This is a genomic window from Allobosea sp. P2_A10, assembly GCF_056405115.1.
Genome location: NZ_JBFUCS010000003.1, coordinates 58343 through 75343 on the forward strand (window position 1 = coordinate 58343; position 17001 = coordinate 75343).

A 17001-nucleotide genomic window follows, 5' to 3' on the forward strand; every position below is an offset into this window, starting at 1 on the left:
TCAACACCAGACCAGCGGCAAAACGATGGCAGAACGCCAATCAAGCCGCCTTGTCCGGGCTGGAGCGAAAGGACTCATACAGCAGAGCGGCCACGCCGACAACGATAGCCGCATCGGCGATGTTGAAGATGTACCAGCTGAAGCTGCCCCAATGCAGGTGGACGAAGTCGACGACCGCACCATAAACCGCGCGATCGACGCCGTTGCCGAGCGCGCCCCCGATGATCAGCGCGAGACTGACGACGCTGAGAGTCCGGCTTTCGCGCCACATCCAGCGCCCGAGCCAGATCGCGGCGACGAAGGAAATCACCACCAGACCCCAGCGCCCGAGATCGCTGTATTGCTGGAACAGGCCGTAGGAGATGCCCCTGTTCCAGGCGAGGACGACGTCCATGAAGGGCGTAACAGCGAAGGGGCCGTTCTCGGCCAGCCCGATGCCGAAGAGCAGCCAGAGCTTGCTCGCCTGATCGAGCAGGAAGACGAGCCCGAGCACGATGACGCCGAGCAGGCGCAGCTTCGTCATCGCGCGCGCTGGCCCAGTTCGCGCAGCGCCTTGGCGTCGCGCGGCGTCACGTCGGGATAGGCGGCATCGGCGCGCGCCGGATCGAAATACTTCCACGACCTGGCGCATTTCACGCCGGGCGCACGCTCGCAGACGACGGCGACGCCGGGCACGTCGGCGAGGCGGAACGCCTCGGCTGGCCCCTCGCCCGCCACGATCGCGATGCCGGAGGTGATGCTGATCTCGGCGAGGTCGAGCCCCGACAGAGCGGCGCGCAGATCGGGATCGGCGATGAACACCTTCGGCGCGGCCTCCAGCGAGGAGCCGATGCGCTTTCCGGCGCGCTCCAGCTCCAGAGCGCCGGTGACGACGCGGCGGACGCGGCGGATCTTGCTCCAGCGCTCGGCCAGTTCGGGATCGAGCCAATGGTCGGGCGCCTGTCCGAACAGTTCGAGATGGACCGAGCCTTCGCTGGCCTTCAAATCCGGATAGCGCTCGAGCCAGGCCTCTTCGGTGGTGAAGACGAGGATCGGCGCGAGCCAGGTCGCAAGGCAGCGGAAGAGATGATCGACCACCGTCAGCGCGCTTTTGCGGACATGGCTCGACAAAGGATCGCAATAGAGCGCGTCCTTGCGGATGTCGAAATAAAAGGCCGAAAGCTCGGTGTTCATGAACTGCGAGAGCAGGTTCACGACCTTCTTGTAGTCGTAGGTGCGATAGGCTTCCTCGACCTGCGGCCCGAGCTCGGCCAGCCGGTGCAGCATCAGCCGCTCCAGCTCCGGCATGGTCTGCGGCTCGCCGACGCGGATGTCCTCGCTGAAATGGGCGAGCGTGCCGAGCATCCAGCGGGTGGTGTTGCGCAGCTTGCGATAGGTCTCGACGAAGGTCTTGAGGATCTCCTTGCCGATGCGCAGATCGTCGGAATAATCGGCCGCCGCGACCCACAGGCGCAGGATGTCGGCGCCCGAATCCTTGATGATGTCCTGCGGGGCGGTGACGTTGCCCTTCGACTTCGACATCTTCTCGCCCTTCTCGTCGAGGCAGAAGCCGTGCGTCAGCACGACGTCGAAGGGCGCGCGGCCGCGCGTGCCGCAGCTTTCGAGCAGGCTGGAATGGAACCAGCCGCGATGCTGGTCGGAGCCTTCGAGATACATCACCCGGTCGTTGCCGCCCTCGCCGCGCCGCCGCGCGCGCAGATCGGGCCGCTTTTCCAGCGTGAAGGCGTGGGTCGAGCCTGAATCGAACCAGACGTCGAGCACGTCGGTGACGCGCTCATACAGAGACGGGTCATAGCCGAAGGGCTTGAGGAAGCGCGCGCCGTCGGTGTCGGTGAACCAGGCGTCGGCGCCCTCGGCCTCGAAGGCCCCGGCGATGGCGGCATTGACCTTCGCGTCGACGAGGAGCTTGCCCGTCTCCTTCTCGACGAAGACGGTGATCGGCACGCCCCAGGCGCGCTGGCGCGAGACCACCCAGTCGGGGCGGTTGACGATCATGCCGTTGATGCGGTTCTCGCCGGCGGCGGGGACCCACTGGGTTTCCTTGATGGCGCGAAGCGCGCGATTGCGCAGGGTGTCGGCATTATGACCGGGAGCTAGCTCCCCTTCTCCCCTCGGGGGAGAAGGTGGCTGCGCAGCAGACGGATGAGGGACGTCTGACGACCCGCTCACCCGGTCTTCCCTCATCCGACCCGGCTTCGCCGGGCCACCTTCTCTCCCGAGGGGAGAAGGAAGAGGGGAGATCGCCTTGTCCATCGCGATGAACCATTGCGGCGTGTTGCGGAAGATCACCGGCTTCTTCGAGCGCCAGCTATGGGGATACTGGTGCTTCAGCCGGCCGCGCGCGACGAGGTTGCCGCTGGCGGCGAGCGCCTTGATGACGACCTCGTTGGCGTTGCCTTTCTCGCCCTTGTCGGTGATGACCTGCGCGCCTTCGAAGCCCGGCGCATCCCTGGTGAAGCGACCGTCGGCGTCGACGGTGTAGGGGATGTGGGTCTCGATGCCGCGCGCCTGCAGCTGGCGGCCATTGGCCATCCAGATGTCGAAATCCTCGCGGCCATGGCCGGGCGCGGTGTGGACGAAGCCGGTACCGGCCTCGTCGGTGACATGGTCGCCATCCAGCAGGGGGACGTCGAAATCGTAGCCGTGGCCGCGCAGCGGGTGGGCGCAGGTCAGGCCGGCGAGTTGATCGGCCGGCACGTCGGCGACGAGCTCGAACGCCTCGACCTTGGCCGCCTTGAAGACGGACTCGGCTAGGTTCTTGGCGAGGATATAAGTCGCGCCGAACTTTGCCCAGTTATTCTCGGGCGCTGCCGTGACCTTGTAGAGGCCGTAAGCGATGCGATTGGAGAAGGAGATCGCGCGGTTGCCCGGGATCGTCCAAGGCGTGGTCGTCCAGATAACGATGGAGGCCTTCTGCAAGTCGCCCATAACATTCGGCGGTGCCGAACCCGGACGAAAGTCGCTAACTAAAGCGGTACCCGATGTCGATTTCGGATCGATCGGAAACGCCACAAACACCGTGTCGCTGACATGCTCCTCGTACTCGACCTCGGCCTCGGCCAGCGCGGTCTTCTCGACCACCGACCACATCACCGGCTTCGAGCCGCGATAGAGCTGCGTGCTCTCGGCGAATTTCATGATCTCGCGGGCGATCTGGGCTTCCGCGCCATAGGCCATGGTCAGATAGGGATCGTCCCAGTCGCCCTCGACGCCGAGCCGCTTGAACTCCTCGCGCTGGATATCGACCCATTTCTCGGCGAAGGCGCGGCACTCCTTGCGGAACTCGACGACGGGAACGTCGTCCTTGTTCAGCCCTTTGGCGCGGTACTGCTCCTCGATCTTCCACTCGATCGGCAGGCCATGGCAGTCCCAGCCCGGCACGTAGTTGGAATCCTGGCCGAGCATCTGCTGCGAGCGCGTGACGAGGTCCTTCAGCACCTTGTTCAGCGCATGGCCGATATGGATGTTGCCGTTGGCGTAGGGCGGGCCGTCATGCAGGATGAAGCGGTCGCGGCCCGCGGCCGCCTCGCGCAGCTTGCGGTAGAGGTCGATCTTCGCCCAGCGGGCGAGCAGTTCCGGCTCGCGCTGCGGCAGGCCGGCGCGCATCGGGAACTCCGTCAGCGGCAGGAACAGGGTCTGCGAGTAATCGACGGTTTCGGGCTTGTCGGCAGTCTTGTCGGTCATGGGTCCGGCTCGGGCAATGCGGACAAGCGGGCCATCCAGTGACGGCGCGGCGCGAAGTCCATCGTGAAGGGTCAAAAAAGCGATCGTCACCCCGGCTTGCGCAAGCGCCCGCGCGTCAGCGCAGGGCGGCAGCCGGGCCCGTAATTCGCCGGACCATGTCTATCAGCGTCGCGCGGATCGAAAGCATGAGCGGCTTCTAGCAGGCGCTGGTTAAGGAAGGAAGGCCGGCGTTTCCGCCAGGATGTCGCGCGCGCTCGTGCTGTCGGCGTCCATCTGGACGATCAGCGCATCGAGACTGTCGAACTTCGCCTCGCCCCGCAGCCAGGCGACGAGCGCGACATCGACACGTTTGCCGTAGAGATCACCGGCAAAATCGAACACGAAGGTTTCCAGCCGCGGCGCGCCGTCATCGAAGGTCGGACGGCTGCCGAAGCTCGCCACGCCGTCATGCCAGACGCCGTCGATCTTCATCCGCACCGCGTAGATGCCGTAACGCAGCCTGCAATCGCGCGGCAAATGCATGTTGGCGGTGGGATAGCCGAGTTCGCGGCCGCGCTTGTCGCCATGGGCGATGACACCGCGCACGAACCAGGGCCGGCCGAGGAATTCTGCCGCGCGGGCGACATCGCCGGTTTCGAGCGCGGTGCGGATCAGGGTCGAGGAGACCGGCTCGCCGGCCCAGGAATAGGGGGCTACGACCGCGACGGGGATGCCGGCCGCCCCTGCCCTGGCCTGCAGCATTTCAGGCGAGCCGGCGCGGCCCCTGCCGAAATGGAAATCATAGCCGCAGACGAGGCCGGCGGCTCCCAGCCGCCCGAGCAGCAGGTCATCGACGAAGGCTTCCGCCTCGATCGCGGCGATCTCGCGGTCGAACGGCAAAACGAAGGTCAGCGGCAAGCCTGCGCGGCCGAGCAGCTCGGTCTTCACCGCCGGGGGCGTCAGGCGGAAGACCGGCTGATCGGGTCTGAAAACGCTGCGCGGATGCGGTTCGAAGGTCAGCGCCGCGGCCTTGCCGCCGGTTCCCGCCATCGCGACGGCGACGCGCGCGAGTTCGCCATGGCCACGATGGACGCCGTCGAAATTGCCGAGCGCCAGCACCGCGCCGCGCAGCACATCAGGAACCGGTTTGGCGAGATCGAGAACGAAGGCCGAGTGCGCGTCGTATTGGGCCACGTCGTCTTGAGGCGTCATGGATCAGAATGCATCCCGATGCCGGGACGTCCCAGCCGGAGCCGTGTTTGGCCTCAAGCGCGCGGATGCGTCAAGCGCGCCGTCTCAATCCTTCGGGCGCGGCGGCGGCAGCGCGACCCAGGCTTCGCCCTCGAGCACGGCCTTGCCATCGACGAGGCATTCGCAGAACAGCCGCGCCCGCCTGCGCTCGGGCACGAGTTCGACCACCTCGACACGTGCGGTGACGACGTCACCGATCTTGACCGGCGCCAGAAAAGTCAGGGTCTGCGAAAGATAGACCGCGCCGGGGCCGGGCAGGCGCGTGCCGAGCAGCGCCGAGACCAGGCTCGCCGTCAGCATGCCATGGGCGATGCGCTGGCCGAATTTCGTGTTGGCGGCATAGCGGTCGCAGAGATGGATCGGGTTGGCGTCGCCCGAGAGGTCGGCGAAAAGTGAGACGTCGCGCTCCATCACCGTGCGCATCAGGCTCTCGCTCTGGCCGACCGACAGATCCTCGAAGGTATGGACCTGATAGAGGGTGCTGCTCATGGCTTTCGTCCGCCTCGCCGCGCGCGGCGCATCGGCGATGCCCGGCGTCCATCTCGCATTTGCGAAACACTCTCACAGCCGGCTGGTTCCGGCCATTGGACTTTGGTGACGGGCGGCGTGGTCCTATGCCGTTACGTCACTTGACGATCGGATTAACGGCTTTGAAACGCGGGGGGCTTAAGACAATCGACCTATGGCCGCCGTTTCAGGACGGCGGAGCGATGCGGGTTCTGGCCCGCGTCATGAACGTTATGCTTGGAGCACGCCAATGGCTCTCGACCCGTCAATGCCGATCCTGGTGGTCGACGACTACCAGACGATGGTGCGGATCATCCGCAACCTGCTGAAGCAGCTCGGCTTCGAGAACGTCGACGATGCGGCCGACGGCTCGGCGGCGATCGCCAAGATGCGCGACAAGAAATACGGCCTCGTCATCTCCGACTGGAACATGGAGCCGATGACCGGCTTCGAGTTGCTGCGCCGGGTTCGCGAAGAGGTTGCGCTCGCGGAGACGCCGTTCATCATCGTCACCGCCGAATCGAAGACCGAAAACGTCATCGCCGCCAAGAAGGCCGGCGTGAACAACTACATCGTCAAGCCGTTCAACGCCCAGACGCTGAAGACCAAGATCGAGTCCGTCTGCGCCGCCTGAGGCCATCGCTTCATAAATGAATAGCCCTCACGCTGAGAAGCAGCCGAAGGCTGCGTCTCGAAGGATGAGGGCTGAGGTTGCAAGCGCCCGTCGCCGGTCTTCACCACACCAGATGCGGCAGGGCGTAGTCGGGGCGGTGGCTCTGGCCCGAGAACCAGCCGTGGCGCGCCTCCCACGAGGCCTCGTACAGATCCTGCGCATGGATGCCCGCGAGCACCATGATGCTCGTCGCGCCGAAGGCTGAAGCGCCGGCGATGTCGGTGCGGATGGCGTCGCCGATGGCGCAGATGCGATTGCGGTCGATCAGGGCTCCACGCAAGTGCTCTGCCGTCGCGAGCGCCATCTCGTAGATCGGGCGATGCGGCTTGCCGGCATAGACCGCCTTGCCGCCGATCTCCTCATAGGCGAGCGCGATCGCCCCGGCGCAGGGCACCATGCGGCCGCCGCGATCGACCACCAGATCGGGATTGGCGCAGATCAGCGACAGGCCGCGCGCCGCAAAACCGCCGAGCAGGCCGGCATAGCTTGCGGCCGTCTCCGTCTCGTCGTTGAACAGGCCGGTGCAGAGCACGTAACCCGCGGCCTCCGGGCCGACCCGCATGACGTCGAGCCCGGCGATCAGCGGCAGGTCGCGATCGGGCCCGAGCATGAAGACCGGCTCGCCCGCGCGGGCCTCGATCAAAGCGCGGCAGACATCGCCGGAGGTGACGATCGCGTCCCAGGCATCCTCAGGCACGCCAAGCCCTGCAAGCTGCCGCGCGATTTCGGGATTGGGCCTCGGCGCGTTCGTGACCAGCACCACCGTGACGCCCTGCCTGCGCATCGCGACGAGCGCATCGACGGCATCGCGATGGGCCACGACGCCGTTATGGACGACGCCCCAGATGTCGCAAAGGCAGAGATCGAACCCGGCCGCGATCCCGGAAAAGCCCGTCAGTGGCCGGGTGGTGGCGCTGTGTGATGGCGACAAGACTGGGATCACTCCGCTGGATCTGGAGCGCCCGCTCTATCGCATGAGCACATGACAGGGATAGCCCGACTCGCGCTCAGGCGCGGCGCAGCACCGAGCGGAACGGCACGCGCTCGGGCCGGGCCTCGTCCACAGCCGGCGCTGCGGGCGGCGCTGGCGGGCGGGCGGTATAGCCCAAAACGTCGGCGACGCTGCGCGGCGGGGCTGCAACGGCGGCCGGCGCGGGCGTTGCCGGCGACGCGGCTTCGGGCGCGGCTTCCGGCTCGGCGAAGACCTCGGGCTTGACCGGGCGCGGCGGCGAGAAGACGGTCCCTTGAGCATAGGTGACGCCGAGTTCGATCATGTCGGCAACGGTCGGATTATCAGAAATCTCGTCGGCGATCAGCATCACCGAGGCGCGCGCCATCATCGCCGCCAGATCGCCGGCGGCGATGTCGAGCGAACCCTCGCCCGCCATCTCCCGCTGCAGCAGCGCGGCCGGCGCTTTCACAAAGCGGATGCCGCGATCAAACAGCGCTGCGGGATCGAGCCGGAGATCGGCGACCTGATCGAGCGCGAAGCGAACGCCGTTGGCCGACATCGCCCCGAGCAGGCCCAGACTCGTCGGATCGAGCGCGCGGAAGACGCGCTGCGGCATCTCGACGACGAGATTGCCGTTGTGCTCGCGGTATTTGTCGAGGATGCGCGCCAAAGTCGCGAGCGCCTTCGAGGAGTTCCACGTCGCCGCGCTGAAATTGCAGGAGACGAACAGCTCGCCATCCTTGGCGCCGAGATGGCGCGCGATGGCGAGCGTCCGCGTCAGCATCAGCGCGTCGAGCGTCGGGCCAAACCCGCGCTCCTCGACGATGGCGAGGAAATCCTCGGGCAGGAGCAGCGTGTTCTCGTCCAGCCGCAGCCTGACCAGAGCCTCGTAGCCGCGCGTGCGGCGCTGCGGCAACTGCACGATCGGCTGGAGATGAACCTCGACCTTGCCGGCCGACAAGGCCGTGCTGATGATCGCGGCGCGCTCGTCGGCGGCACGGCGCTCGGCTGCGAGTGCGATTTCCGCACGCTCGGCCGCCAGCGCATCGGCGCGGGCGCGGCGGGCGGCTTCGGGATCGATGACGACCACCGGCGCGGGCTGTGGCGGCGGTGGCGCGGGAAGCCGCGACTGCGCAATCGCCAGTTGCTCGTCATGGTCAGCCAATGTGGTCGCGACCTGATGAATGAGATCGCCGAGCAGGCCGACCTCCGCCGTCAGCTCATTGATCGCGGCCCTGGCGGGCGCTGCGTCGCGCTCGCCCATCGGCAACTGCTCGACGCGATGGGAGAGGTTGTCGAGCCGGATGGCGTTGGCGGCGAGCCGGACCTTGACCTCGCCCAGAGCAGCAAAAACCTGTTCCTTCTGCGCCAGCACGCGGCGCTCATAGAGCTTTGCCGCGCCGATCAGCCCTGCCCCGGTCAGCAACAGCCCCGCGGCATTGCCGAGCGCACCGGGCAGCAGCAACGTCACGATCGCGCCGGCCGACAGGCCGGTGACGGCGCCGGCGAGAGGGTGAATGGCGTTCAGACGGATGGGGGCCAAGGCAACGATCGCGCTGGGTTGATCGGGACGAGCAGGCGAATCACGGAATATTTTCAAAGAGTACCCGCGCGCTGGCCCGGTTGCGAGCGCCGGGCGGCCTGGGCGTCGCAAAGACTGTAGAAAGGCGGTGGATCGGACCCGAAAAGCGCTGCCTCAACGCGGCTTGAGCAGATCGATCGTCGCAGGACCAAGGTCGGCCATGATCCGCTCGACCACTGCGGCGCCAAAACCCTTTCGCTCCAGAAACAGGCGCGGGTCGAGCCGGAACAGCGGCGACATCTCCGTCAGGCTGGCGACGGCCGTCGTCAGGCCGATCTGATCGCCCGTCACGGCGCATTGCATGGCACGGCCGAGCAGACTGAACGGGCCTTCATCGGCCAGCAGCCGCGCGACATGGGTCTCGGCCAGGGCAGTGTCACCGGTCAGCCGCGCCGCCAGAAAGGCGAAGAAATCATACCAGGACGGCCGGCCGGTGCTGAGCCCGACGGCGCGCTCCAGCAGCGGCAGCCCTTCGGCCGGCCGGTTGAGCTGGACATAGCGCGCGCCGAGATCGGCCATGATGGTGGGGTCATAGGGGTTGCGCGCCATCGCCTCGCGGCCGGCCGCCAGCGCCTCGGTCGTCTGCCCGCGCGCAAACAGCACGTCCATCATCGCCTGGTTGGCGCGCGCGCTGGAAGGCGACAGCCGGACCGCGTTCAGCGCCGCGCTCAGCGCACGGTCGAGCGGCGGGCCGGGCAGCGGGTTGAGGCCCGAGGTGTATTCGTCGAGAATCAGGAAGGCGAGTTGCGACCAGGCCGGGTGAAAATTCGGATCACGATCGAGCAGCCCCTCGAGACAGGTGCGTGCCGCCAGATGATCCTCGGCCTTCATGGTGCGACGGAAATCGAGCGCCTCGAAAATGCAGCGCATCGCCGGCGACGATGCCGACTGCCGGAAATCGGCGTGGATGATGCCGAAGGGCTCGGCAAGGCGGATCGCCAGCCGCCTCGCGATCTCCGGCAGTTCGTGATCGTCGGCGCTCTGGACCGGAAGGCGATTTGTCGACGCCGTCCAGACGATGCGCCCGTCGGCGACTGCACGCAGCCTGGCGACGGCCTCGGTCGTCGCACCGAAGCGGGTCGCACTCATCTCGAAGACGTAGTTGGCTCCTTCCGTGTCGGCGCGGGGATCGCCGGGCGCCTTGACCGTGACGAGATCGTCGAAGCGCGCGATCGCGTCCGCCAGCAGGCTCGATGCCCGGCGCGCGATCTCCGCCAGTTCCGGATCGGGCGGCAATTCGCCCACCCTTATCGCCAGCACCGGCAGCTGCACCGGCATGGACGCGGGCCTGGCGATCGTCTCGGCCAGCGCCGCCGAAGGCTGGGCCGGCGCAGCCGGCAGCACCTGCTGGGCGGGATTCAGGCGATACCAGAGCCCAAGCGACGCCAGCCCGGCTGCGAGCGCGATGCCGGCGAGGGTGAGCCAGCGCCGCGAGACGGCAACGTCCGAGGCGGCCGGGAGAACGACCCCGGCTTCGACTTCGGACAGGGCGTCGGCGGTCTCGGCCAACGGCTCGGGTTCGTCCAGAGCGTCTTCGGAGAACGCGAACACCGGCACATAAGCCCCGACCGGCATGCTCAGCCGAACCGGGTCCCGAGCCCCCTCCCCGGCATAGTACTGGGCCAGCGCCTTGCGCAGCCGCCCGGCCTCGACCCGCACGATCGGGTCCGATTGCGGATCGAAATCGGGGGCGCGGCCAAGGGCCTCGACGGCGATGGTATACCCCTTCAGCTCCGAACCGCGGCCGACGATGGCGCTTTCGACGATGAAGCTCAGGAATGCCTGCAACTGTGGCGCGCCGCGGAACGGATCGGCGGCCAGAACGCGCTGAAGAGCCGCGCGGATCGCCGCGGCCGCCGGTGCGTTCAGTCGGTCGGGTTCGCCGCTTTCGCCCATTGGGGTCTGGCCCAGTTTGAATCCCCCTTTGGCAAGCTACGCCAGAAACGACGTAACGTCATCTCACATACCAGTGCGCCCGTGCGGGGCGCAGGGATGCCCCGACGCGCTGGAGATTTACAGCCCGGATCGTGCTGTTAGGTTGAGAGACGCTTAACCGGATCAGGAACGCCGCGCATGACCTCCGCACCCCAGGCTGTCGGGAACCCCAACGACCTCGAAGCCTTCTGGATGCCGTTCACGGCCAATCGGTCGTTCAAGCAGAACCCGCGCATGGTCGCGCGCGCCGAGGGGATGTATTACTACACCCCCGAAGGCAAGCCGGTGATGGACGGCACGGCGGGCCTGTGGTGCTGCAACGCCGGCCACGCCCGCGAGCCGATCATCCAGGCGATCCAGGCGCAGGCGCGCGAACTCGATTTCGCGCCCTCCTTCCAGTACGGCCACCCCAAGGTCTTCGCCGCGGCGGCGCGGATCGCGGCGCTGGCGCCGGGCGATCTCGACCATGTCTTCTTCGCGGGCTCCGGCTCGGAAGCAGCCGATTCCGCGCTGAAGATCGCGCTCGCCTACTGGAACGTCTCCGGCAAGGGCTCAAAGACGCGGCTGATCGGACGCGAGCGCGGCTATCACGGCGTCGGCTTCGGCGGCATCTCGGTCGGCGGCATGGTCAACAACCGCAAATTCTTCGGCGGGCTGCTGACCGGCACCGACCATATCACCCACACCTATGACCGCGAGAAGCAGGCCTTCAGCAAGGGCGAGCCGGATTACGGCGCGCATTTCGCCGATGATCTCGAGCGCATCGTCACCCTGCACGACGCCTCGACCATCGCCGCCGTCATCGTCGAGCCGATGGCGGGTTCGACCGGCGGCCTGCCGGCTCCGAAGGGCTATCTCAAGCGCCTGCGCGAGATCTGCGACAAGCATGGCATCCTGCTGATCTTCGACGAGGTCATCACCGGCTTCGGCCGCCTGGGCTATGCCTTCGCGGCCGAACGCTACGGCGTCATCCCCGACATGGTCACCTTCGCCAAGGGCGTGACCTCGGGCGCGGTGCCGATGGGCGGCGTCTTGGTGCGCAAGCACATCTACGAGAAGTTCATGGGCGGCCCCGACAACGTCATCGAGCTCTTCCACGGCTACACCTATTCCGGCCATCCGCTGGCGGCGGCGGCGTGCCTGGCGACGCTCGACATCTATCGCGACGAAGGTCTCTTCGAGCGCGCCCGCGCGATGGAGCCGATGTGGGCGGACGCCGTGATGAGCTTGAAGGGCGAGCCCAATGTGGTCGATATCAGGACAGTGGGCATCGTCGGCGCGATCGATCTCGCGCCACGCGCGGATGGCGCCGGCAAGCGCGGCTACGAGGCGATGGACCGCGCCTTCCGCGAGGAAGGCCTGATGGTCCGCACGGCGGGCGACACGATCTGCGTCTCGCCACCGCTGATCGTTTCGGAGAGCCAGGTGGAAGAGCTGATCGGGAAGCTCCAGCGGGTGATCAGGTTGGTGGCGAAGTAGAATAGAAGATGGCGATTATAACGCACTTCGACGTTCGCGAGGACAACGGTCAGCTTCACCCCACGGAGGTCACGGCCCGCGTCAAAATAATTCGTCCACCTGATGCGCTACCTATCGTTCAGATCGACACCTTTGGCTCCCAAGAGCGCAAGCTCGCGGGGAAAATGAGCCAGACGATTCAATTCACCGCGGATAGCGCGCGCGAGCTGCATAGCATTCTCGCGCGCGTTTATGGGCTTTGACCGTTGAGTAATTAATCGACGCAGAGATCGAGATAATTCGTCTTGGAAACGCCCTGCCACCCTGGGCGACCGAAGGTCGCCCAGGGATTCTTTATAGGACACGACGACGCTCTACGGACCGCAGAGTTGCCCCGCTCTGCGGCTTGTCCGGGATGACGGTGCGATCCGGGTCAAATCATCAGCGTCTAAAATTCATCCCATTCCGGATTTGCCAGCCCGATCCTTCGCCCTTCTGCGCGCGCATATTGAAGTTGGGTGCCTGACAGCCGCTCATAGAACCAACCCTCCGCCGCCGCTTGGCGAAATCGCTCTACAAAAGTGTCCGCTGGCATCAGAAAATCTGTTGCCTCGACCACGCGGGTCGACGCGATTGTGTGGAGGTAGTGATCATCCCGCGTTTTCTCGGCCGGCACGAGTGTTCTCACGCCAACTCGTTCGGGGATGAAGAATTCGCCGTCCCACATGAATGGCTCGACGGCTTCCAGATCGAACGGACCGTCCAGAACGAAATGACCGAACTGCTTATAGTTTGACGCGTCCCGGTACATGTAGTCGACGAGCGTTTTCATCCGATTTATCCTCGCCGACGTCGGCCGTCATGTTGGACCGACCAAGGCCAATAGCTGTCAGGATGAGTTTCGGCCCTCCGATCACTAAAACGAAAAAAGGGCCGCTTCGGCGACCCTTCCCTCATCCGTCTCGGCTTCGCCGAGCCACCTTCTCCCCCGAGGGGAGAAGGTTCTAGGCGGCCGCCTTCCCCGCCGCCGCGCCGTAATAGCTCTCGCCCGTCTTCGCCATGCGCTTGAGCTGGCGGTTCGGCTTGAAGCGCTCGCCGTGCTTCTTCGCCAGGCCCTCACAGAGCTTCACGAAGGCGGCCGCGCCCATGTTGTCGATATAGCTGAGGGTGCCGCCGGAGTAAGGCGCGAAACCGAAGCCGATGATCGAGCCGACATCGGCCTCGCGAGGATCGGTGACGACGCCCTCCTCATAGGTACGCGCCGCCTCCAGCGCCTGCGTCACCAGCAGGCGGTGCTTGAGTTCGGTCATGTCGACCTGCTCGGGATCGATGCGGTTTTTGGTCAGCTCGGCGAGGCCGGGCCAGAGGCGCTTGGGCCCGGCTTCGGGATAATCGTAGAAGCCCTTTTTATTCTTGCGGCCGAGCCGGCCGTGCTTTTCGACCATGTCGGTGAGCAGCTTTTCCTGCGCCGGATCGACCGCCGCATCGCCAAGCTGGACCTTGGTCGCCTTGAGCACCTTGTACGCCAGATCGACCGCGACCTCGTCGTTGAGCGAGAGCGGGCCGACCGGCATGCCGGCCTGCTTGCCGGCGGCTTCGATCATCGCCGGCGGGATGCCTTCCATCAGCATGAGATGGCCCTCGCGGATGTAGTTGCCGACGCAGCGGTTGGCGTAAAAGCCGCGCGTGTCGTTGACGACGATCGGCGTTTTGCGGATGGCGCGGACGAAGTCGAGCGCCATGGCGAGCGCCTTCTTGCCGGTCTTCTTGGCCATGATGATCTCGACCAGCAGCATTTTTTCCACCGGCGAGAAGAAATGCACGCCGATGAAGTTCTTGGGCCGCTGGCTGTGCTCGGCGAGGCCGGTGATCGGCAGGGTCGAGGTGTTGGAGCCGAAGATCGTCCTGGGACCGACGGCGGCTTCCACCTTCGCGATCACCTCGGCCTTGACCTTGGGGTCCTCGAACACCGCCTCGACGATCAGGTCGCAGCCCTTCAGCGCGGCGTAGTCGGCGGTGGCGTTGATGCGACCCAGAATGGCATCGCGGTCGGCGGTCTTGGCGCGGCCCTTCATGATCTGGTCGGAGACCAGCTTGTGCGAATAGGCCTTGCCCTTGTCGGCGGCCTCCTGATCGCGATCGACCAGCACGACCTCGAGCCCGTTCTGCGCCGAGACATAGGCGATGCCCGCGCCCATGAAGCCGGCACCGACGATGCCGACCTTCTTGAGCTTCGAGGGCGGAACGTCGGCCGGGCGGCGCGCGCCCTTGTTCAGTTCCTGCATCGAGACGAAGAGCGAGCGGATCATCGAGGCCGCCTCCTTCGTCCGCAGGATTTTGGCGAAGTAGCGGCTCTCGACCTTGAGCCCGAGATCCATGGGGAGCTGGAGCCCCTCATAGACGGCGTTCAGGATGGCGCGTGCGGCCGGGTAGTTGTCATTGGTCTCGCGGCGATAGATCGCATTGGCCGGCGGCCAGATCTGCATGCCGGCCGGGGAATAGACCTTGTTGGAGGGCAGCTTGAAGCCCTTCTGGTCCCAGGGCGCCGTCGCTGCCGGGTTGGCCTTGAGCCAGGCTTTTGCATTCTCGACCATTTCGGCGCGGGCCGTGACGGCATGGACGAGGCCGGTATTGCGCGCCGGCAGCGCCTTCACCTGCTCACCCTTGAACATCATCTGCAGGGCGTCGCCGGTCTGCATCAGCCGCGAGACGCGCTGGGTGCCGCCGGCTCCCGGAAACAGCCCGACCTTGATCTCGGGCAGGCCGACGCGGGTCGAGGCATCGTCGGAGACGACGCGGTACTGGCAGGCGAGCGCAAGCTCGAAAGCCCCGCCGAGGCAAACGCCGTGGATTGCGGCAGCGAAGGGCTTTCCGCAGGTTTCGAGCTTGCGGTAGAGCAGCGAAAGCTTGCGGCTCTCGTCGAAGAAGGTCTGCATCGCGACCTGCTCGCCCTTCTCCTTGGCGAGACCGACATAGAGATCGCGCAGGCCCTGCAGCATGGTGAGATCCGCGCCGCCGGAAAAGGCCTCCTTGCCGGAGGTGACGACGCAGCCCCTGATGGCTTCCGTCGAGGCGACCTTGTCGATGATCTGGTCGAGCTCGGTCATCACCTCGGGGGTGATGACGTTCATCGAGCGGCCGGGCATGTCCCATGTCGCGGTGGCGATGCCGTCAGAATCGGTCTCGAAGCGGAAATTGGTGAGGTTCATGCTGAATCTCCTGATTCCAGAGGGCGCTCTTCCTTCTCCCCTCGGGGGAGAAGGTGGCCCCGCGCAGCGGGGTCGGATGAGGGACGTTCGGCCAGCGCGAGGCGCTCTGCGATCTGGCGCAAAACGAGTTCGAGGCCGGTCAAGACAATGTCATTGGGGAAGCGCAGGACGAGATAGCCCTGAGCCTGAAGGAACGTGTCGCGTCGCAAATCGTGCAGGCGCTGTTGAGGGTCACAGTGCGGCTCGCCATCCAGCTCGACGATGAGGCGGTGCTCGAAGCAACAGAAGTCGGCGATGTAGGGGCCAATTGCTATCTGGCGCTTGAACTTTAGATCGCCGAAACGACGGCCGCGCACCGCCTGCCAGAACAGGGCTTCCGCACGGGTAGGCGCACGTCGCTGGCCGCGTGCGAAATCACGGGTCGGCGTGCTATTCCGGCGCTGCATTGGACCCTCCTTTCCGACGTTGGCGCTGCCCTCATCCGACCCCGCTTCGCGGGGCCACCTTCTCCCCCGAGGGGAGAAGGACGAAACTCAAACCCGTTCGATGATGGTGGCGACGCCCATGCCGGCGGCGACGCAGAGCGTCACCAGCGCGGTCGTCTTGTTGGTGCGCTCCAGCTCGTCGAGCACGGTGCCGAGGATCATCGCGCCGGTCGCGCCGAGCGGGTGACCCATGGCGATGGCGCCGCCATTGACGTTGAGAATCGCGTCATCGATGTCGAAGGCCTGCTGGAAGCGCAGGACCACCGAGGAAAACGCCTCGTTCAGCTCGAACAGGTCGATATCGCTGGTCTTCATGCCGGCCTTCCTGAGCACCAGTTCGGTGACGTCGACCGGACCGGTCAGCATCAGCGCGAGGTCGGAGCCGACGGTGGCGAAGGCGCGGATGCGGGCGCGGGGTTTGAGGCCCGCTGCCTTGCCACCCTTCTTCGAGCCGACGAGGACGGCTGCCGCGCCATCGACGATACCCGACGAATTGCCCGCGTGATGGACGTGATTGACGAACTCGACATCAGGATGCGCCGCGGTCGCGACCGCGTCGAAGCCGCCCATCTCGCCCATCTGGACGAAGGCAGGTTTCAAGCTTGCCAGCGCCTGCATGTCGGTGCCGGGACGGATGGTCTCGTCCCTGTCGAGGATGATCAGCCCGTTGATATCGGTGACCGGGATCACCGAGTTCTTGAAGCGTCCGGCCTCCCAGGCGGCTGCGGCGCGCTTGTGCGAGCGCACGGCGTAGGCGTCGACGTCATCCCGGGAAAAACCGTATTTCGTCGCGATCAGATCGGCCGAGATGCCCTGCGGCATGAAATACGTATCGATCGCGACGGATGGGTCGACCGCCATGCCGAAGCCCGACGCGCCCATGCCGACGCGCGACATGCTCTCGACGCCGCCGCCGATCGCCATCTCCTTCTGGCCCGACATCACCTGCGCCGCGGCGAGGTTGACCGCATCGAGTCCCGACGCGCAGAAGCGGTTGATCTGGATGCCCGGCACCTCCTTGCCGTAGCCGGCCTTGAGCGCGACGGCCCGCGCGATGTCGGCCCCGGCCTCGCCGACCGGATCGACGCAGCCGAAGACGACGTCCTCGACCAGCCTGGTATCGAGCCCGTTGCGGTCCTTCAGCGCGCGCAGCGTCGTGGTGCCGAGCTCGATCGCCGTGACCTCGTGCAGCGAGCCGTCGGCCTTGCCCTTGCCGCGCGGCGTGCGGACGTGATCGTAGATGTAGGCGTCTGCCATTGGAGGCCTCCCGGGCTGGCCGCACTGAG

Annotated in this window: 14 protein-coding genes; 3 read left to right on the forward strand and 11 right to left on the reverse strand. The window is 66.1% G+C overall.

Features of this window, described 5'->3' with window-relative positions:
* Positions 1-40: 40 nt before the first annotated feature.
* The 4 genes from lspA to AC1DZY_RS06260 form a co-directional block, all read right to left on the reverse strand.
* Positions 41-523, reverse strand: a complete 483-nt coding sequence (gene lspA / locus AC1DZY_RS06245; protein ID WP_476819221.1) for a signal peptidase II — start codon at positions 521-523, stop codon at positions 41-43.
* Positions 520-3684: an isoleucine--tRNA ligase gene (gene ileS, locus AC1DZY_RS06250; RefSeq protein WP_476819222.1), complete on the reverse strand. Its 3165-nt coding sequence runs from the start codon at positions 3682-3684 to the stop codon at positions 520-522. Before ileS ends, lspA begins: the two co-directional genes overlap by 4 nt.
* 210 nt (positions 3685-3894) lie before the next feature.
* The gene (locus AC1DZY_RS06255; protein ID WP_476819223.1) at positions 3895-4875 is read right to left on the reverse strand and encodes a bifunctional riboflavin kinase/FAD synthetase; all 981 of its coding nucleotides are present in this window, start codon (positions 4873-4875) and stop codon (positions 3895-3897) included.
* Positions 4876-4959: 84 nt separating this feature from the next.
* On the reverse strand, positions 4960-5403 hold the full coding sequence (locus tag AC1DZY_RS06260; RefSeq protein WP_476819224.1) for a MaoC family dehydratase: 444 nt from the start codon (positions 5401-5403) through the stop codon (positions 4960-4962).
* A gap of 268 nt (positions 5404-5671) precedes the next feature.
* Here AC1DZY_RS06260 and AC1DZY_RS06265 point away from each other — a divergent pair, with 268 nt between their 5' ends.
* Positions 5672-6055, forward strand: a complete 384-nt coding sequence (locus AC1DZY_RS06265; protein ID WP_476819225.1) for a response regulator — start codon at positions 5672-5674, stop codon at positions 6053-6055.
* A gap of 100 nt (positions 6056-6155) precedes the next feature.
* Here the strand turns inward: AC1DZY_RS06265 and AC1DZY_RS06270 are convergent, their stop codons facing one another.
* The 3 genes from AC1DZY_RS06270 to AC1DZY_RS06280 form a co-directional block, all read right to left on the reverse strand.
* Positions 6156-7025, reverse strand: a complete 870-nt coding sequence (locus AC1DZY_RS06270; protein ID WP_476819226.1) for a TIGR01459 family HAD-type hydrolase — start codon at positions 7023-7025, stop codon at positions 6156-6158.
* A gap of 76 nt (positions 7026-7101) precedes the next feature.
* On the reverse strand, positions 7102-8589 hold the full coding sequence (locus tag AC1DZY_RS06275) for an EAL domain-containing protein (protein WP_476819227.1): 1488 nt from the start codon (positions 8587-8589) through the stop codon (positions 7102-7104).
* A gap of 153 nt (positions 8590-8742) precedes the next feature.
* Positions 8743-10524 (reverse strand): tetratricopeptide repeat protein, encoded by a 1782-nt coding sequence (locus AC1DZY_RS06280; RefSeq protein WP_476819228.1) that lies wholly within the window; start codon positions 10522-10524, stop codon positions 8743-8745.
* A 177-nt stretch (positions 10525-10701) separates the two neighbouring features.
* On the opposite strand from AC1DZY_RS06280, the gene aptA reads away from it, so the two are divergent.
* Both aptA and AC1DZY_RS06290 read left to right on the forward strand, forming a co-directional pair.
* The gene (gene aptA, locus AC1DZY_RS06285) at positions 10702-12042 is read left to right on the forward strand and encodes an omega-aminotransferase AptA (RefSeq protein WP_476819229.1); all 1341 of its coding nucleotides are present in this window, start codon (positions 10702-10704) and stop codon (positions 12040-12042) included.
* A gap of 8 nt (positions 12043-12050) precedes the next feature.
* Complete coding sequence (locus tag AC1DZY_RS06290; protein ID WP_476819230.1) at positions 12051-12284, forward strand: hypothetical protein; 234 nt, start codon at positions 12051-12053, stop codon at positions 12282-12284.
* A gap of 185 nt (positions 12285-12469) precedes the next feature.
* On the opposite strand, the gene AC1DZY_RS06295 is transcribed toward AC1DZY_RS06290, so the two are convergent.
* The 4 genes from AC1DZY_RS06295 to AC1DZY_RS06310 form a co-directional block, all read right to left on the reverse strand.
* Positions 12470-12853, reverse strand: a complete 384-nt coding sequence (locus AC1DZY_RS06295) for a hypothetical protein (RefSeq protein ID WP_476819231.1) — start codon at positions 12851-12853, stop codon at positions 12470-12472.
* 172 nt (positions 12854-13025) lie between these two features.
* Positions 13026-15230: a 3-hydroxyacyl-CoA dehydrogenase NAD-binding domain-containing protein gene (locus tag AC1DZY_RS06300; RefSeq protein ID WP_476819232.1), complete on the reverse strand. Its 2205-nt coding sequence runs from the start codon at positions 15228-15230 to the stop codon at positions 13026-13028.
* The gene (locus tag AC1DZY_RS06305) at positions 15227-15676 is read right to left on the reverse strand and encodes an endonuclease domain-containing protein (RefSeq protein ID WP_476819233.1); all 450 of its coding nucleotides are present in this window, start codon (positions 15674-15676) and stop codon (positions 15227-15229) included. Before AC1DZY_RS06305 ends, AC1DZY_RS06300 begins: the two co-directional genes overlap by 4 nt.
* An 87-nt stretch (positions 15677-15763) precedes the next feature.
* Entirely contained in the window at positions 15764-16972 is a 1209-nt protein-coding gene (locus AC1DZY_RS06310) for an acetyl-CoA C-acetyltransferase (protein WP_476819234.1), read from the reverse strand.
* Positions 16973-17001: the final 29 nt, after the last annotated feature.